Origin of the sequence: Pararhodobacter sp. CCB-MM2, from assembly GCF_001691415.1 — a bacterium.
Classification (GTDB): Bacteria; Pseudomonadota; Alphaproteobacteria; order Rhodobacterales; family Rhodobacteraceae; genus Pararhodobacter.
Window position 1 is genome coordinate 21,245 of record NZ_LRRR01000011.1, and the last position, 15,490, is coordinate 36,734.

Annotated in this window: 13 protein-coding genes and 2 pseudogenes; 4 read left to right on the forward strand and 11 right to left on the reverse strand. The window is 63.4% G+C overall.

Translation table 11 applies throughout. From position 1 onward, the window contains the following. Positions 1-4 precede the first annotated feature (4 nt). The 9 genes from iolC to BCY78_RS12595 form a co-directional block, all read right to left on the reverse strand. Positions 5-1,918, reverse strand: a complete 1,914-nt coding sequence (gene iolC / locus BCY78_RS12555) for a 5-dehydro-2-deoxygluconokinase (RefSeq protein WP_068302276.1) — start codon at positions 1,916-1,918, stop codon at positions 5-7. Between the two features lie 24 nt (positions 1,919-1,942). Further along, complete coding sequence (locus tag BCY78_RS12560) at positions 1,943-2,227, reverse strand: putative quinol monooxygenase (RefSeq protein WP_068302278.1); 285 nt, start codon at positions 2,225-2,227, stop codon at positions 1,943-1,945. Beyond that, positions 2,227-3,168 carry a sugar phosphate isomerase/epimerase gene (locus tag BCY78_RS12565; RefSeq protein ID WP_068302282.1) on the reverse strand — a complete coding sequence of 314 codons (942 nt, stop codon included), beginning with the start codon at positions 3,166-3,168 and terminating at the stop codon, positions 2,227-2,229. The genes BCY78_RS12560 and BCY78_RS12565 overlap by 1 nt, the downstream gene beginning before the upstream one ends. A gap of 22 nt (positions 3,169-3,190) precedes the next feature. Then, positions 3,191-4,204 carry a Gfo/Idh/MocA family oxidoreductase gene (locus tag BCY78_RS12570; protein WP_068302284.1) on the reverse strand — a complete coding sequence of 338 codons (1,014 nt, stop codon included), beginning with the start codon at positions 4,202-4,204 and terminating at the stop codon, positions 3,191-3,193. Continuing rightward, positions 4,201-5,106: a sugar phosphate isomerase/epimerase family protein gene (locus BCY78_RS12575; RefSeq protein WP_068302286.1), complete on the reverse strand. Its 906-nt coding sequence runs from the start codon at positions 5,104-5,106 to the stop codon at positions 4,201-4,203. The genes BCY78_RS12570 and BCY78_RS12575 overlap by 4 nt, the downstream gene beginning before the upstream one ends. Positions 5,107-5,205: 99 nt before the next feature. After that, the gene (locus tag BCY78_RS12580) at positions 5,206-6,030 is read right to left on the reverse strand and encodes an ATP-binding cassette domain-containing protein (RefSeq protein WP_068302288.1); all 825 of its coding nucleotides are present in this window, start codon (positions 6,028-6,030) and stop codon (positions 5,206-5,208) included. A gap of 3 nt (positions 6,031-6,033) precedes the next feature. Further along, a complete protein-coding gene (locus tag BCY78_RS12585) occupies positions 6,034-7,032 on the reverse strand; it encodes an ABC transporter permease (RefSeq protein ID WP_068302290.1) in 999 nt (332 codons plus the stop codon). A 10-nt stretch (positions 7,033-7,042) separates the two neighbouring features. Beyond that, positions 7,043-8,077 (reverse strand): ABC transporter permease, encoded by a 1,035-nt coding sequence (locus BCY78_RS12590; RefSeq protein ID WP_083195003.1) that lies wholly within the window; start codon positions 8,075-8,077, stop codon positions 7,043-7,045. 95 nt (positions 8,078-8,172) lie between these two features. After that, the gene (locus BCY78_RS12595) at positions 8,173-9,150 is read right to left on the reverse strand and encodes a sugar ABC transporter substrate-binding protein (protein ID WP_068302292.1); all 978 of its coding nucleotides are present in this window, start codon (positions 9,148-9,150) and stop codon (positions 8,173-8,175) included. 162 nt (positions 9,151-9,312) lie between these two features. Here BCY78_RS12595 and BCY78_RS12600 point away from each other — a divergent pair, with 162 nt between their 5' ends. Both BCY78_RS12600 and BCY78_RS24645 read left to right on the forward strand, forming a co-directional pair. Further along, positions 9,313-10,347 (forward strand): substrate-binding domain-containing protein, encoded by a 1,035-nt coding sequence (locus BCY78_RS12600; protein ID WP_068302295.1) that lies wholly within the window; start codon positions 9,313-9,315, stop codon positions 10,345-10,347. A gap of 224 nt (positions 10,348-10,571) precedes the next feature. Further along, positions 10,572-10,721: pseudogene (locus tag BCY78_RS24645) on the forward strand (IS3 family transposase); the annotation flags it as partial. Positions 10,722-10,826: 105 nt separating this feature from the next. Here the strand turns inward: BCY78_RS24645 and BCY78_RS25240 are convergent. After that, a pseudogene (locus tag BCY78_RS25240) lies at positions 10,827-12,024 on the reverse strand (IS3 family transposase). A gap of 77 nt (positions 12,025-12,101) precedes the next feature. Beyond that, positions 12,102-12,785, reverse strand: a complete 684-nt coding sequence (locus BCY78_RS25980) for a DUF6538 domain-containing protein (protein WP_139103161.1) — start codon at positions 12,783-12,785, stop codon at positions 12,102-12,104. Positions 12,786-12,978: 193 nt separating this feature from the next. Between BCY78_RS25980 and BCY78_RS12620 the strand changes: the two genes are divergently transcribed. Together BCY78_RS12620 and BCY78_RS12625 are read left to right on the forward strand one after the other, a co-directional pair. Beyond that, positions 12,979-14,214 (forward strand): site-specific integrase, encoded by a 1,236-nt coding sequence (locus BCY78_RS12620; protein ID WP_068302303.1) that lies wholly within the window; start codon positions 12,979-12,981, stop codon positions 14,212-14,214. Positions 14,215-14,551: 337 nt separating this feature from the next. Beyond that, positions 14,552-15,412, forward strand: coding sequence for a WYL domain-containing protein (locus BCY78_RS12625; protein ID WP_068302306.1), 861 nt, complete (start codon positions 14,552-14,554; stop codon positions 15,410-15,412). The last annotated feature ends 78 nt before the right edge of the window (positions 15,413-15,490 follow it).

The following is a 15,490-nucleotide window of genomic DNA, read 5'->3' on the forward strand; positions in this document are numbered from 1 at the left end:
ACCCTCACGCAGCATTGCGGCGCGCATCCAGTCGCGCCTTGTCCCAGATGTCGCACAGGCGGGCATAGCGCCCGGCCATCTGCGCGACGGCCTCATCATCGCTCATCTCACCCTTCATCCAGCCACGCGCCGCATCGCCGAAGATCGTCCGGCCGACCGCGAAGCCCTTGACCAGCGACTGCTTGGCGGCCAGCGCGAAACTCGCGGCCAGCTCGGCCTCGGGCGCGTCAAGGCCGAGGACCACGATGCCCCGCGTGCGCGGATCGTTACGCTCGATGGCGGCGACGGCATTTGCCCAGGCGGCCTCGGTCTTGAAGGGTTCGAGCTTCCACCAATCGGGGTAGATGCCCGCGTCATAGAATTGCTGGATCAGCACGGCGCTGGTCGTGTCATCGACCGGAGCGACCTTGGACGGGATGATTTCCAGAAGGAATTCCAAGTTGTTGCGCCGCGCCGCCGTGAACAGCCGCTTGACGCGCGCTTCTTGCAGCGCGCGGGTCTCGGCGCTGTCATCGGTGTGGCAGAAGACCAGAAGCTTCACCACATTCTCGCGCGCCCATTCCCGCAGCTGGCCCATGTCGGGGCCCAGTTCGGGCTCGAACTCGATGGGACGCGAGCCGGGCAATTCGGTCGGCCGACCGATCCAGAGGCCCGAGCCCGAGGCGGCATGCAAAGCCGCCCGTCCGATGCGGTTGTCGCAGAGGATCCCATAGCCGGGCTGGCCGTCCTGCACCTGCGAGGCCGCCTTGAGGCAGAGAAGCTTGAACGCGCCGCCCTTTTCCAGCGAATAGCCGGGCATTTCCTCCAGCTGCATCCGGTGATCGAAGGCGAAGGTCTTCACGCTGGACCAATCACCGTGGCGGTTGGTTGCCCAATGGACCTGCTCCAGCTCCGCATCGTTGCGCAAATCCGGGCGGACCACGCCGCGTTGGAAGAAGAATTGCAGCTCTTCCCAGGACGGATAGGCAGGCGCGCAGCCATGGCGCGAGACCGCGAAGGCCCCGCAGGCATTGGCGTATTTCAGCGCGGTCGGCCAATCCTCGTCATCGAGCCAGCCCTTCAGCAGGCCCGACATGAAGCCGTCGCCCGCGCCCAGCACGTTGAACACCTCGATCGGGAAGCCCGGCCCGGTCTGGCCGTCATCGAGGCTATCCGGGATCGCGCCCTCGAAGGCCACGGCGCCCATCGGGCCGCGCTTGCAGACCAGCGTCGCGCCCGAGACCGCGCGGACGGCACGCAGGGCGGTGATCGTGTCGGTCGAGCCGCCGGCGATGTGGAATTCCTCCTCGGTGCCGACGATCAGGTCGAACTCCCCCAGCACCTCCTGCAGGCTGGCGGTGACGCGCGCGCTCTCGACGAAGCGGCTTTCGCCGTCGCCATGCCCGGCCACGCCCCAGAGGTTGGGCCGGTAGTCGATGTCCAGCGCCGTGCGGCCCCCATGCGCCCGCGCCAAGCGCAGGGCCTTCAGCACCGCCGCGCGCGGGGTCTCATGCGCCAGATGCGTGCCCGTCGCGACCACGGCACGGGAGGACGCGACATGGGCCTCGTCGATATCGTCCTCGCAGAGCGCCATATCGGCGCAATTCTCGCGGTAGAAGATCAGCGGGAACTGCTCCTGATCCCGGATGCCGAGGATCACCAGCGCCGTCAGCCGCGCCGGATCGGTCTTCACGCCGTCTACATTGACCCCGTGCCGCACCAGCTCCTCGCGGATGAAGCGGCCCATATGTTCGTCGCCGACGCGGGTGATGAGCCCCGATTTCAGGCCCAGCCGCGCGGTGCCGCAGGCCATGTTGGTCGGACTGCCGCCGATATATTTGTCGAAGGAGCCCATATCCTCGAGCCGCCCGCCGATCTGCGACCCGTAAAGGTCCACGCCGGCGCGCCCGATGGTGATGACGTCGAGGGTCTTGGTCATGGTCGATGCCCTTGTCTCAGCCGGTCAGGCCGCCGGATTGACGGTCTCAAAAGTCAGCTTGCGGTGGAATTGTTCGTGGAAGGCGATGAAGCGCTTGGTATGCGCCTGCTCGAGATGGAACGCATGTGCCGCCTGATCGACCCAGGCCTCGACGAAGACCATGCGGTCGGGATCGTCGGTGCAGGCGTAGAAATCGTAGATCAGGCAACCGGCCTCGGCGCGGGTCGCTTCTTGCGCCTCGGGCGCGCGGGCGATCACCGCGTCGCGCGTGCCGGGCTGCAGGTCGAGGGTGATGATGAACTTGTACATCAGCGGATGATCGAGGCTTGGAGCGCATCGATGGACGAGCGGATGCCGGCCTCGGTGGACATGGTGAAATCCTCCATCTCCAGCGACACCCAGCCGTCGTAGCCCATCATGCCGACGACCGAGAAGAACTCCTTCCAGTATTGCAGGTCATGCCCGGCGCCGACCGCGACGTAGTTCCAGGCGCGGTTCTTCACGTCGGTCACGTCCTTCAGCTCCAGAAGACCGTTCACATCGGCCACGCCGCGCTCGATGCGGGTGTCCTTGCCGTGGACATGGTGGATGGCCTCGCCCAGCGCGCGGGCGACGGCGATGGGCTCCGCGCCCTTCCAGAACAGATGCGAGGGGTCGAGATTCATGCCGACGGTCGGGCCGACCTCGTTACGAAGGCGGAACAGGGTCTCGGGGTTCCAGACCAGCATGGCCGAGAAGTTTTCCAGCGCGAACCGCTTGATCCCGGCGGATTTGCCATGCGCGACGAGGTCGTGCCAGAGCGGGAAGGCGCGGTCCTCCCATTGGTAGCGGTCGCGCTCGGGCATCTCGTCGGGCCAGGACTTGGTGTAGACCAGCCAGTTCGGGACCATGTCGCCGGGCGCTGCTTCGGGCAGGCCGGACATGGTGACCACGGTTTCCACGCCAATCTCGCCCGCCAGCGTGATCGTCTCCTTCATTTCCTTCAGATGCCGCTTGCCCATCGCGCCCGGATCAAGCGGATTGGCCGAGCAGTTGAGCGCGGCGATCTTCAGCCCGCGCGCCTCGATCTCGGCCAGCTTCGACTTCAGAAGCCCCTTGTCGGCCAGCAATTCGTCAGCGCGGAAATGCGGGCCTTTCGACCAGCCGCCGCCCGTCATCTCGATCCCCTCGACCCCCAGCGCGACGCATTTGTCGAGCATGTCGGTGAAGGACAGGTTCCCCATCACGTCGGTGCAGATGGACAGTTTCATCGCTCGCTCTCCTGCGCAGCGTTCAGGCCGCACCGGCGCGGTAAAGCGCGGGCTTGGCGATCATGGTGAGGGGCTCATAGGCCTTGCTGTCGACGGCGCGCAGGGCGGCATCGGCAGTCAGGGTCGCGGCATAGCCGTCCCAGGCCGAGGGGCCGGTCGCCGTCCCCTGCCCGGCCGCGACGATCCATTCGCGGAATTCCTGGTCATAGGCCTCGATGAAGCGCTCGCGCCAATCCTCGGGGATGGCCTGCCGGATGCCGTTCTTGTCGGTGACCACGGCGGCGGGGCGGTTCGGCAGCGCGGCGATGCCCTGCTCGCAGCTCACCTCGCCCCGGATGTCGTAGCCATAGGCGATGTTGACCGAGATCTCGACATCGACGATCGCGCCGCTCTCCATGTGCAGCAGCACCAGATGCGGGTCGCGCAACTCGCCGCCCTGACGCGAGCGACGCGGCAGGCGGACCTCGACGCCGACGATCTCGTCGGACAGGAGCCAGCGCGCGATATCCGCGTCATGCACCAGCGTGTCGTTGAGCGGCATCTCCGAGGTATAGAGCCCCTCGGGCACGGCGGCATTGCGATGCTTCGAGTAATACATCAAGGGCGCGCCGAGGCTGCCGCCGTCGATCACCGCCTTCAGGCGGCGGTAATCGGCGTCGAAGCGGCGCATGAACCCCACCTGCACGAGGCGGCGGCCAAAGGCGACCTCGGCCTCGATCACGCGCAAAGCGGCGGCTTCCGAGGTGACCATCGGCTTCTCGCAGAACACCGGCTTTCCGGCGGCGATGCAGGCCAGAAGCTGCTCCTCATGCGCCGGGCCCCAGGAACAGATGACCACGGCCTCCACTTTGTCCGAGGCGATGAGCGCCTGCGGCGTCTCGAAGACCTCGGCGCCCTTGGGTGCTGCGGCTTCGGCGCGGGCGCGGTCGATGTCGGTCACGCCGACCACGGCCACGCCGGACAGCACCTGCGTCAGGCGGCGGATGTGATCCTGCCCGATCATGCCGGTGCCGATGACCCCAACCTTGAGCGTCATTTCGTCCCCCAGAACTTGTCGATGTAGCGCTGCATTTCCGCGCGCTGGAATTTGCCGGAATGGTCTGCCTTGTCTTCCCAGGCGAAGACGCAGGAGGTCATGATCCCGTCGAAGCCGATCTCGTGCAGCGTGCCGAAGAAATCGTCCCACGGCACTTCGCCCTGGCCGATGTTCAGATGCTGGTGGACGCGCGCCTGCGTGCCCGGCGGGTTCAGGATGTAGCGCAGGCCCGAGCTGGCCTTGTGGTTGAACGTGTCGCCGACATGGACATGAGCCAGCACGTCCTTGGCCTCGCGCAGCATGGCCTTGGTGTCGTCGCCGAAATAGAAGGTGTGCGGCGCGCAATAGAGGAACTTCACCCGGTCGCTATTGACCGTGCGGATGATGTCCAGCGCGGGCTGCAGGGTCTCGCACCAATCCTCGGGATGGGGCTCGATATGCAGGTTGATGCCCTCGCGTTCGAAGATCGGCACGAGTTCTTCCATCGAGCGCCACCAGGCATCCTCGCAGGCCTCGATCATCGAGCCGGTGTGGCAGCAATAGCAGCCGCCCTTGTCGGGGTGCGGGCCGCGCCCGAATTCCGAGTTCATGGTGTCCACTTCCATCTCGATGCAGATCTCGATGGCGCGCTTCCAATGCTTCACGGCGGCCTGACGCTCGGTCTCGTCATTCGAGGCCCAGCGGTACATCGGCAGCAGGCTCGCGATGCCGACATCGGCGTCCTTCAGGGCCTTTTTGAAGCTGCGGATCCGCTCGGGGAAGACGCGGGGCGCCTTGAACCATTCGAGGAAATCGCCGCGTGGGCTCATTTCGATCCAGTCGAAACCCAGCTCCTTCACCTTGAAGGGCAGATCCTCGAGACTGAGGTGGCGGTGCATGAACGGGTCGAGGGCGATCTTCATCTCAACTGTCCTTGGTTCAGGGTGCAGGGGATCAACCCACCCGCGTCCTGCGGGTGAGGGAGCATTCAGGGTGCGGCCCCATCGGGCCGGTCGGTCGGATCAGGCGGCGGGCTGGGGTGCGTGGCCCTCGTGGTTTTCCATGTAGGTGTCGAGCGAGGCCTCCAGATCGGCCATCGACTCGCCACCGGCCATCAGGTCGGTGATCTCTTCGCGGGTCTTCTCTCCCTTGCGGAAATCGGCGGCGATGGCGCCGCGGATCAGCACGGCGAAATGGTCACCCACGGCCATGGCATGCATCACCTGATGGGTGATGAAGATCACCGCGAGGCCCCGGCGGCGCGCCTCGCCGACGATGCGCAGCACATGCGCCGCCTGCTTCACGCCCAAAGCCGCCGTAGGCTCGTCGAGGATCAGCACGCGGGCGCCGAAATGGACGGCGCGGGCAATGGCCAGCGACTGGCGTTCCCCGCCCGAGAGGCCGCCGACTAGCCGGTCGCCATCTTCGATCCGGGTGATGCCGAAATCGCGCACCGCCTTCACGGCGATCTCGTTCGCAGTCTTGCGGTCGAAGATCTTGAACGGCCCCCAACCCTTGGTCGGCTCGACCCCGACGAAGAAGGAACGCCCGATCGACATCAACGGGAAGGTGCCGCCGAACTGGTGGACGGTGGCGATGCCGCGATCAGCCGCATCCTTGGGCCGGTCGAAGGTGACGGCCTCGCCATCCATCAGGATCTCGCCGCGGGTTGGCTTGTGAACACCGGCGAGGGTCTTGATCAGCGTCGACTTTCCGGCGCCGTTATCCCCCAGGAGGCACAGCACCTCGCCCGCGCGGACCTTCAGCGAGATCTCGTGGAGGACGTCGATGGGCCCGAAGGACTTGTCGACCTTGCGCAGTTCCAGGACAGGAGTGGTATCGCTCATGGCTCAGTTCCTCGCCTTCTTGCGGGGGGAATAGTTCAGCGCGAACTTGCGGAAGCTCTCGTTCATCAGAACCGCCAGCAGCAGCGTCGCGCCGATGATCAGGTTCGACCAGTTGCGGTCGATATCAGTGAAGTAGATGCCCTGGCTCACGATGGCGAAGGTCAGCGTGCCCAGCACGATCCCCAGCACCGAGCCGAAGCCTCCGGTCAGCAGCACACCGCCGACGACCACGCTGACCACGGTGTTGAAGATGTAGCTCATGCCGCCCGAGACCTGCGCCGAGTTGAACAGGATCGCCTGGCACATGCCGACGAAGCTCGCTGAGGTCGCCGAGAGGATGAACAGGCCGATGGTCATCCCGCGCACCGGGATCCCGGCATTGCGGGCGCTTTCCTTGTCGCCGCCCAGCGCGAAGAGCCAGTTGCCCAGGGGCGTGCGGTGGACGACGAAGCCCATCAGCAGCGCGAAGCCCAGCCACCACAGGATGACGACCTGATGGCTGCCGCCGATGAGCTGGCCGAAGAGGAACTTCGCCCAGTCCGGCGCGGCGAGCGGCACGCTGGCAGCCCCCGTGACCAGCACCGAGCCCGCAAGGACGATGCCTTGCATCGCGACCAGCGTGCCCAGCGTGATGATCAGCGACGGCACCGATGTGCGCACCGTGAGCAAGCCGTTGACCAGCCCGACCAGCGCCCCGAAGCTCAGGGCCCCCAGCATGCCGACGATGATCGGCAGGTCGTAATAGCCCGACAGGATGGCAGTGGTCATGGACCCGGCAGGGATCATCGCGCCGATGGAGATATCGAGCTCGCCCGAGATCATCAGCAGGCCCACAGGGATGGCGACGATGCCGAGATTGGCGGCGAGGTTCACCCAGCTGGCGGCGCCCGCAAGGTTGCCGAGGTCGACGCCGCCGAAGAGGACGTAGAACAGGATGATGCCCAGGAAGCTGAGGAAGGCGCCAGCAGCGGGTTGGGTCAGGAAACGTGCGATCAGTTGCATTCTCCGGCCCTCACTTCTTCTTCGAGGTCAGGTTGAGGGCAAGCGCCCGGAAACCGTCATTGGTCATGACCGCGACCAGAAGCAGCGCGCCGATGATCACCGAGCCGACATTGGGGTCGATGCCGGTGAAGAACACGCCCTGGTTCACGATGGAGAAGGTCATGGTGCCGATGACGATGCCCACGATCGAGCCGAAGCCGCCCGTCAGCAGCACGCCGCCGATGACCACGCACATGATCGAGTTGAAGATGAAGCTCTGCCCCGCCAGCACCTGCGCGCTGTTGTAAACCACGACCTGGCTCACCCCGACAAAGGCCGCGCAGAAGCCCGACATCATGTAAAGCGCGACGGTCAGCTTGTCGGTCGGGATGCCGGCATTGCGGGCCGAGACACGGTCGCCGCCCAAAGCGAAGATCCAGTTCCCGACCGGCGAGACATGCAGCAGGAAGCCGAAAGCCGCGACGAAGGCCAGCCACCAGAAGATCGTCACCTGAAACATGCCGCCGATGAACTGGCCCAGCACGAAGCGGGTGGCCACGTCGGACATCAGGAACACGCCGGTCGAACCCGCGATCATTACCGTCAGACCCAGCGTCAGCCCCATCACTCCGAACATCGTGCCGATGGTGATGATGAGCGAGGGCAGGCCCGTGCGGATCAGGAGCATGCCGTTGACGAAGCCGATCATCAGCCCGACGCCCAGCCCGCCGAGCACGCCCACGTAATCCGGCAGGTCATAATGCCCGGCCAGGATCGCCGTGGTCAGCGAGGCAGCGGGGATCGTTGCCCCCACCGAGATATCGAGCTCGCCCGAGATCATCAGCAGGCCCACCGGCAGCGCGACGATGCCGATCTCGGCGGCGATGTTCAGCCAGCTGGCGAAGCCCGCAGGGCCGGTGAAGACCGGTCCGCCGAGCAGAGCGAAGAAGGTATAGACCGCGATCAGGCCGATGACGGCCCCGGTCTCGGGTCGGCGGGTCAGGCGCATCAGCGCCGCCCCGGCCCCGGGACGTGCAGTCCGGGTGGGAAGGGTCTCGTTGCTCATCGTCCAGTCCTTGCCAGCGTCGCGAGCCGGGTTCTCCGGCGCGCGGATCTTGGGCCCGCCCGGGAGCGGGGCGGGCCCGGATCACCGTTTCGGGATCAGCGGGTGCCGGCGGCGACGCCCGCGATCGTGGCTTCGACGTTCGAGCTGTCGATGATGCCCGGACCCGTCAGGATCTCGCGCGTCGGGATCGACAGGCCGTAATTGACGTAGCCATTGAGGATCGACACGGCCATGAAGCCCTGATGATACCCCTGCTGGTCGATGGCGCAAAGCTGCGTGCCATTGGCGATGTTGTTCAGGATCGACTCGTCGAAGTTGATCCCGCAGACCTGCACCTGACCGGCGCGACCGGCCTGCGCGATGCCGCTGACGGCCGAGTTCGAGTCCACATTGCCGACCGCGAAGATCGCGTTGACTTCGGGGTGCTGCAGCAGATGCGCGCGCACAGCCTGCGCCACGGCGGTGGCCGACCCGAACGAGGTCGCCGGCAGCGGCAGCACGTCGCCGGTGCCGCCCGCGGCGGTGATGCCGTCGACGAAGCCCGAGCAGAAGGCTTCCACATTGGCCGCGCCAGGCAGCGTGTTCAGGCAGACACCGTTGGTGTTGCCGTTCTCGGCCATATAGGCACCGGCCGATTCACCAGCGCGGTAATCATCCGAGCCCACATAGTTCATCGCGCCCAGACGGTCTGCCGCGGCCAGACCGCCAGCATTGTAGATCACCAGCGGGATACCGGCGGCAACGACGGCCTCGAAGGCCGGGTCCATGGCTTCCGGCACCCAATCCGGGCCGACGATGGCGTCAGCGCCCTGGTCGATCGCCTGACGGATCAGTTCGGCGGCATCGACACCGAGATTGTCGTAGTTCTGCGGGCCAAGCCAGGTGACCGAGCCACCCTGGGCCTCGACCACGATGCCGGCATCCATCGCGCCGCGCATGACGATCGACCAGAAGGGATCGTCGGGCTTGCCGCCGATAACAAAGATATTCGCGCCATCGGCCATCGCTGTGCCAGCGGCAAGCGTCAGAGCCACGGTGGCCACGCCACCCTTGAGCCAGTTCTTCAGTTGCATGGGTTCCTCCTCCCGGTGCCCCGCCCCCTCGGCAGAGCGTATCGACAGGCAGACAGTTACCCAAAGCTTGATCATCGCGATACGCTCAAATAGTATCTTTTGTGTCGATTGTATCATCAAGTGTCATTCAAAATGATACAGATCGGCATAAGGGAGGGAGCCATGAAACGACCGACAATCTCTGATCTGGCCGAAGCGTCGGGTGTATCCGTCTCGACGATCAACCGCATTCTCAGCGGCACCGCGCCGGTACGCGGCACGACCATGCAGCGGGTCCAGAGTGCGGCGGAACAGATTGGTTTTTATGGCATCGGTGCGATCGAGGACCGGTTGCGCAAAACCGTGCCCACCTACAAATTGGGCTTCCTGCTGCAACAGTCGAAGCGCGAGCTCTACCAGCTCTTCGGGCGCGAAATCGTCTCGGCCTGCCGCCGCCGGCATCAGGATGTCATCGAGCCGCTGATCGATTTCGTCGACCTGCTGACCCCCGAGAACATCGCCGCGAGGCTCCTCGCCTTAGGGAAGGAATGCGACGCGGCCGCGGTGATCGCCGCCGATCACCCGCTGATCGGCCAGGCGATTCGCGCGCTGAGAGAGCGCGGCACGCCGGTCGTGACCTATATCACCGACCAATCCGCGCCCGAGCGCGCGGCCTATGTCGGCGCCGACAATTGGAAGCTGGGCCGGACCGCGGGCTGGTTCATTGCGCAGACGACGTCGGGGCCCGGCCGCGTCGCGGTCTTCCTCGGCAACCATCGCTATCAATGCCAGGACGTGGCCGATGCCAGCCTGCGCTCGTATCTGCGCGAACACGCCCCGCGCCTGACGGTCGATGACAGCCGCCCGACCAATGAGGAATCGGACGAGGCCTACCGCATGGTCCGCGAGATCCTGCAATCCGAGGACGAACTTGCCGGCATCCTGATCGTCGGCGGCGGCGTGGCCGGGGTCCTGAGGGCCCTGCGCGAGATCCCCGAGGAGCGCCGGCGGACCATCCGCCTGATTTGCCGCGACATCGGGCCGGAGACGCGAACGGGCCTTTCCGAGGGCCTGATCACCGCGGCGCTGTGCCATCCGCTCGAGGCGACCTCGCAACTACTCGTGCAGACGATGGTCGATGTCATCACCCAGGGCGACCGCGAAGCCACCCTGCAGCGCACGGTCGCCTTCGAAATCGTCACGCCCGAGAATCTCTAAGTTCCGGACTTGTTGATTATCACAACCGGAAGGGCTCGGTGACAGCGAGAGCAAAGAGGAACAGGCTCAGGCACCTGCCATAGAGCGCGGAGACACGTCACGCCCCCATCGCCCGCGCAAACTGCTCCCCCTTTCTCCAATAGTTACTGCGATCCTGTGGCGTTGTGGGTCTGAACCGCGCCGGGTTTGCCGGAGGCTCCAACTCTGGAGTGGGATGGAGCATCATGAGCAAGACGACGAATAAGTTTTCCCCTGAAATGCGCGAGCGTGCGGTGCGTATGGTCCTTGATCACGAGGGCCAGCATGGCTCTCGCTGGCAGGCCTTCACGTCGATTTCTGCAAAGATCGGATGTTCGGCGAATACGCTGAACTCCTAGGTCAAAAAGGCAGAGGTGGACAGCGGAAAACGCGCCGGTATTCCGAGCGACATGGCTGGCGAGTGAGCTACTCCCCATCTCTTGGACAGGATCTGGCGTAAATTAAGCTACTCGTTGCACCTGCTGATCGGGTTGGTTGATATCATTTCTCTGCCAATAGACCAGCGCCGGAGGTTGGCCACCCAAAGCAGAATGCGGGCGCTGGTGGTTGTAGAAGGTCATCCATTTCCGGATGGCCGTCTTTGTCTCCGAACCGGTCTCCCAAGCATGCAGGTAGACACACTCGTATTTCAGGGTGCGCCATAGCCTCTCGATGAAGATATTGTCGAGGAACCGACCTTTCCCATCCATCGAGATCCGCACGCCAGATCGACGCAGCCGATCCGTCCAGGCGAAGGATGTGAACTGGCTTCCTTGATCGGTGTTCATGATCTCGGGCGGGCCGAACTTGTGGATGGCCTCGTTCAACGCGTCGTACCATTGCCCGGCAGGCGATTTGCCATGCAAATCTGCCGAGAGGGGCAGAACTGGGTTTCCAACGTGTTCGAGATCCGCCAGGACAGAACCTTGCGGGTGTGCCAGTCCATGATCGCCACGAGGTATAGGAACCCGCGGCGCATCGGCAGATAAGTGATGTCCGAGCACCAGACCTGGTTCGGGCGATCCACGCGCAGGCTTCTCAGCAGATAGGGATAGGTCTTGTGCCCCTTCGCCGGCCTGCTGGTATTGGGTTTCTGATAAATCGGCATGAGCCCCATCAGGCGCATCAGCCGGCGTATCCGCTTCTCGTTTACGAGATGCCCGTCATTGCGCAGGTGCCAGGTCATTTGCCGGACGCCGAAGAACGGCGTCTCCAAGAACTGCTCATCAATCTGCCGCATCAGGCCGAGGTTCTGCTCCGACTCGCCCTTGGGCTCGTAGTCGAAAGACGAACGCGCGATCGACAGCAGCTTGCACTGCTGGCCGATCGACAAGTCCGGGTGGTCAGGCTCGATCATGCCGCGCCTCACTTCCCGCCCCAGGGCTTCAGCTTTCGTTCCAAAAAAGAGTTGGCCACCGCCAGCTCCCCGATCTTGGCGTGGAGTTCCTTCACCTGCTCCTCGTCAATCTCGGGCTTCTTGCGGCCCCCGCGCTCGAACACGCCGGACGCGCCTTCGAGCAGGGCTCGCTTCCATTGATGGATCATTGTCGGATGCACTCCGAACCGCCTTGCCAGCTCGGCCGCCGTCTCTTCACCCTTCAGGGCTTCCAGAGCGACCTTCGCCTTGAACTCAGGCGCGTGCTGCTTGCGTTTCGACATCTCTGATCTCCTTCTCGTCGAAGATCAGCAGACTGCAAATCGTAGCTTATGTCAGTGTCCGAATTTCGGGGCGTAGCTCAGAAGTCGAGCATATCATCAGCACTGATCTCCGAGATCGGCTTGTTGCCTATGACCTGCACGAGGTTCTGAATGGCCTTGATGCGCGGGTTGCGCCACCTGCGGACTTGGTCCCCGCTCTTGCCCAGCGTCTTTTCGTGCGCAAGCGTCCAATAGACATCGAGAGCCCGAGAGAGTGTGATCGGTGGCATTGGTGCGCCGCCGGCAAGTGCCGTGGCCTCCATCTTGTCAATGGACCCATCCTTGCGCTTTACCTTTGACAGACGCTCGAACAGTTCGGGCCGAGGAAGCTTGGCGACATCGGCTGCGGGCAAGTATCGATAGCCGCGAATAGCCGCCAAATCCTTCGCCGCCTCGAACCTTGCCTCCGCATCTCCTTCGTCGGCGTGCAGTTTGGCTTCCCATGCTTCCAGCATTTCGTCCCAAATCGCAGGCGCTTTACGCTTCGCCACATCGTCAGGATCAGTGTGGAGTGAAATCCAAACATACTCGCGCGGCTCAATCGCCGCGTACCGACGTGGAACGCGCTTGCGTACATGGAGATGACCGGAACGTTTGTGAATCGCATGCGAAAAGGTTGCAAAAAATGCAAATCGACAAGATGCGAAATGTTCCGCAATTGCGCAGCAAATTGCACGCCATCGAGCGAAAATCTGCGATCGTGCAAAAAAATCGTTGCGCAAACAACGATGCGTGACGAAGGATGAGAAAGATGGATGGCGGAGACGAAGGCAGCCAAACCCACGGCGCCGACGGTCTTGGCCGATCCATACTAGTTCATGCAAACCATGAGATTACATGCGCTTTTCGACCAGGTTAGTCCTCTTGAGTTCGCCCTGATCTCGCACTATATGGGGGACAGATTGGGGGACAACAATGGCAGCAAGACCTCCCGGACGGCGACCACAAAAAGCCCTGACCGCTCGCTTCGTCGAGACCGTCACCAATCCCGGAAAGTACTTCGATGGTAATGGCCTCTTCCTGCGTGTCGAGACGAATGGATCGCGCCGCTGGGTTCAGAGGATCACAATTCAGGGGAAACGCTCTGAAGTGGGTCTTGGGAGCCCGCCTGCGATTTCCCTCGCCGTGGCTCGGCAGCGCGCCCTCGAGAACAAGGGCCTTGTCATGCAAGGGGGGGATCCTCTGGCCGTGAAGCGGCAGACACGTCAGGCCCTGACCTTTGCTGAGGCCGTGGACATTTACCTTGCCTCCAAGCTCAACGAATTCAAGAATGAGAAGCACCGGAAGCAATGGCGTTCAACCTTGGACACCTATGCTGCGCCTTTGCTCGGCCGGAAGGATGTAGCCGAGATCTCCGTGCAGGATGTTCTGAGAGTCCTCGAGCCCATCTGGAAACAAAAGACAGAAACCGCATCGCGACTGCGCGGGCGCATCGAGAATGTGCTCTCTTGGGCAACGGTTGCTGGGCATCGCGACGGTGACAACCCGGCACGCTGGAAGGGCAACCTGTCAGAGCTCATGCCAAAGCCCAACAAAATAGCCCGAAGCGAAAACCAACCGGCGCTTGCGGTGGCTGACATACCGCGCTGGTGGAAAGAGCTTGAAAGCAAGAAGGGAACCGCATCTAGCGCCCTCCGCTTCCTCACCCTGACCGCTGCGCGGTCCGGCGAGGTGCGCGGCATGACATGGGACGAGATAGCGTCCGACTCCGATCAGGGCGAAGTGTGGACGATCCCTGCCACGCGGATGAAAAACGGCCGCCCCCATCGTGTTCCATTGCCCGTTCGAGCGGTAGCACTGCTCAATGACCTGCCGCGGCTGGAAGGCAGCCCTTTCGTCTTCTTCGCACCGCAAGGGGGCGCACTGAGTGACATGAGCCTGTCGGCCGTGATGCGTCGCATGCAGGCCACACAGGAAAGGGTCGGCAAACCGGGTTACTTGGATCCAGTCAGCAAGCGTCCCGCCGTCCCCCATGGCTTACGGTCCACCTTCCGGCAGTGGGCCGCCGAGCGGGGCTATCCTCGAGACATGGCTGAACTGGCCTTGGCACACTGGATCGGGTCCGAGGTCGAGCGGGCTTATCAGCGGGCGGACATGCTGGCGCGCCGGCGCGAGATGATGGAGGCGTGGGCGAGATTCCTATTTGCATGACGCTTTCGACAACCGGAACCATTGAACGATAGAGGGCGCAAACGCCCGCTACGCCGTCCCTTGATTTCGCAAACATGTATCAAGTCTATCGACATGCCCAATAGCCAAACAGGCCCTTGCCACACCGTATGGAGGTCAAATTGACCGCATGAAAAGCCATGCAGGAGGGAGCGATGTCGGACTTGCGATGCGGAGAAACCTGTATCCCTACACGGCTTAACGCGCCACAACGCATTCTTTTAAGTTGTGCAGCATTCTGGCTTTGGCTAGCCTCCCTGAGGCCCAGTATGTGGGCGCGCATAGTTACAGTGCGCTCCACCCGGTTTCGGAGAGCCAGATGGACAACGACAGGTCGGAGCTTCGCTGGGGCGTCGAGCAGCGCCTCGAGTTCATAGAGTTCCGCCTGTTCTGGGAGGGAAATCTGAACCGCAGTGATCTGATGAAGCAGTTCGGGGTCTCGGTGAACCAGGCATCCACCGACTTGAACCGTTACATCGGCTACGCTCCTGACAACATGGTCTACGACAAGAGCACGCGGACCTATGTCCGAGGCCCGTGCTTCAAGCCGCAGTTCCTCGAACCCGACGCGAGTCGCTATCTTGCCCAGCTGCAGTCGGTAGCCGACTCGATCCTCGACAGAAAGGATTCCTGGATCGCCAATCTCCCGACCTACGCCGTGGCCCCGATGCCGGCTCGTGGGGTCAATCCGTTGACGCTCCGTTCAGTCGTCAGCGCCATCCGCCACTGCGAGGCGATCGAGGTCAAGTATCAATCCCTCTCGAGGCCGGAGGCTCGCTGGCGCTGGATCGCACCTCATGCCATCGCGTTTGATGGGTTCCGGTGGCACACCCGAGCGTTCTGCCTGACTGACGAAGCGTTCAAGGACTTCCTACTCTCACGAATCCTCGAGACCCGTGGGGCGCGCGACAGCGAAACACTGGCCGACGACGACAGCGACTGGAATACCGAAGTCACTCTGGAAATCGGTCCCCACCCTGAACTCTCGGAGACGCAGGCCAAGGTCATCGCGCTCGACTACGGCATGCGTGGCGGCAAGGCGACGATCAAGGTGAAACGCGCGCTCCTCTTCTACGCGCTCAGACGGCTCGGGCTTGATACGGACCCGTCTGCCAGAAGACCGCAGGATCAACAGATCGTGCTTCTTAACAGCGAGGCCGTCCATGAAGTTCATGGATAGAATCTCGCGTCTCTTAGGGCGTGGCATTCAAGCGAAGCCTGAACCAGAACGTCATGCTGCCGAATCCGCCCAAGTCCT

What these genes read in the sequence shown, in the direction of transcription:
- BCY78_RS12565 (WP_068302282.1), bottom strand. Translation starts at nt 3,168, where the DNA reads ATGAAACTGTCCATCTGCACCGACGTGATGGGGAACCTGTCCTTCACC.
- BCY78_RS12560 (WP_068302278.1), bottom strand. Translation starts at nt 2,227, where the DNA reads ATGTACAAGTTCATCATCACCCTCGACCTGCAGCCCGGCACGCGCGAC.
- BCY78_RS12585 (WP_068302290.1), bottom strand. Translation starts at nt 7,032, where the DNA reads ATGCAACTGATCGCACGTTTCCTGACCCAACCCGCTGCTGGCGCCTTC.
- BCY78_RS12580 (WP_068302288.1), bottom strand. Translation starts at nt 6,030, where the DNA reads ATGAGCGATACCACTCCTGTCCTGGAACTGCGCAAGGTCGACAAGTCC.
- BCY78_RS12600 (WP_068302295.1), top strand. Translation starts at nt 9,313, where the DNA reads ATGAAACGACCGACAATCTCTGATCTGGCCGAAGCGTCGGGTGTATCC.
- BCY78_RS12625 (WP_068302306.1), top strand. Translation starts at nt 14,552, where the DNA reads ATGGACAACGACAGGTCGGAGCTTCGCTGGGGCGTCGAGCAGCGCCTC.
- BCY78_RS12590 (WP_083195003.1), bottom strand. Translation starts at nt 8,077, where the DNA reads ATGAGCAACGAGACCCTTCCCACCCGGACTGCACGTCCCGGGGCCGGG.
- BCY78_RS12570 (WP_068302284.1), bottom strand. Translation starts at nt 4,204, where the DNA reads ATGACGCTCAAGGTTGGGGTCATCGGCACCGGCATGATCGGGCAGGAT.
- BCY78_RS12620 (WP_068302303.1), top strand. Translation starts at nt 12,979, where the DNA reads ATGGCAGCAAGACCTCCCGGACGGCGACCACAAAAAGCCCTGACCGCT.
- BCY78_RS12595 (WP_068302292.1), bottom strand. Translation starts at nt 9,150, where the DNA reads ATGCAACTGAAGAACTGGCTCAAGGGTGGCGTGGCCACCGTGGCTCTG.
- BCY78_RS12575 (WP_068302286.1), bottom strand. Translation starts at nt 5,106, where the DNA reads ATGAAGATCGCCCTCGACCCGTTCATGCACCGCCACCTCAGTCTCGAG.
- iolC (WP_068302276.1), bottom strand. Translation starts at nt 1,918, where the DNA reads ATGACCAAGACCCTCGACGTCATCACCATCGGGCGCGCCGGCGTGGAC.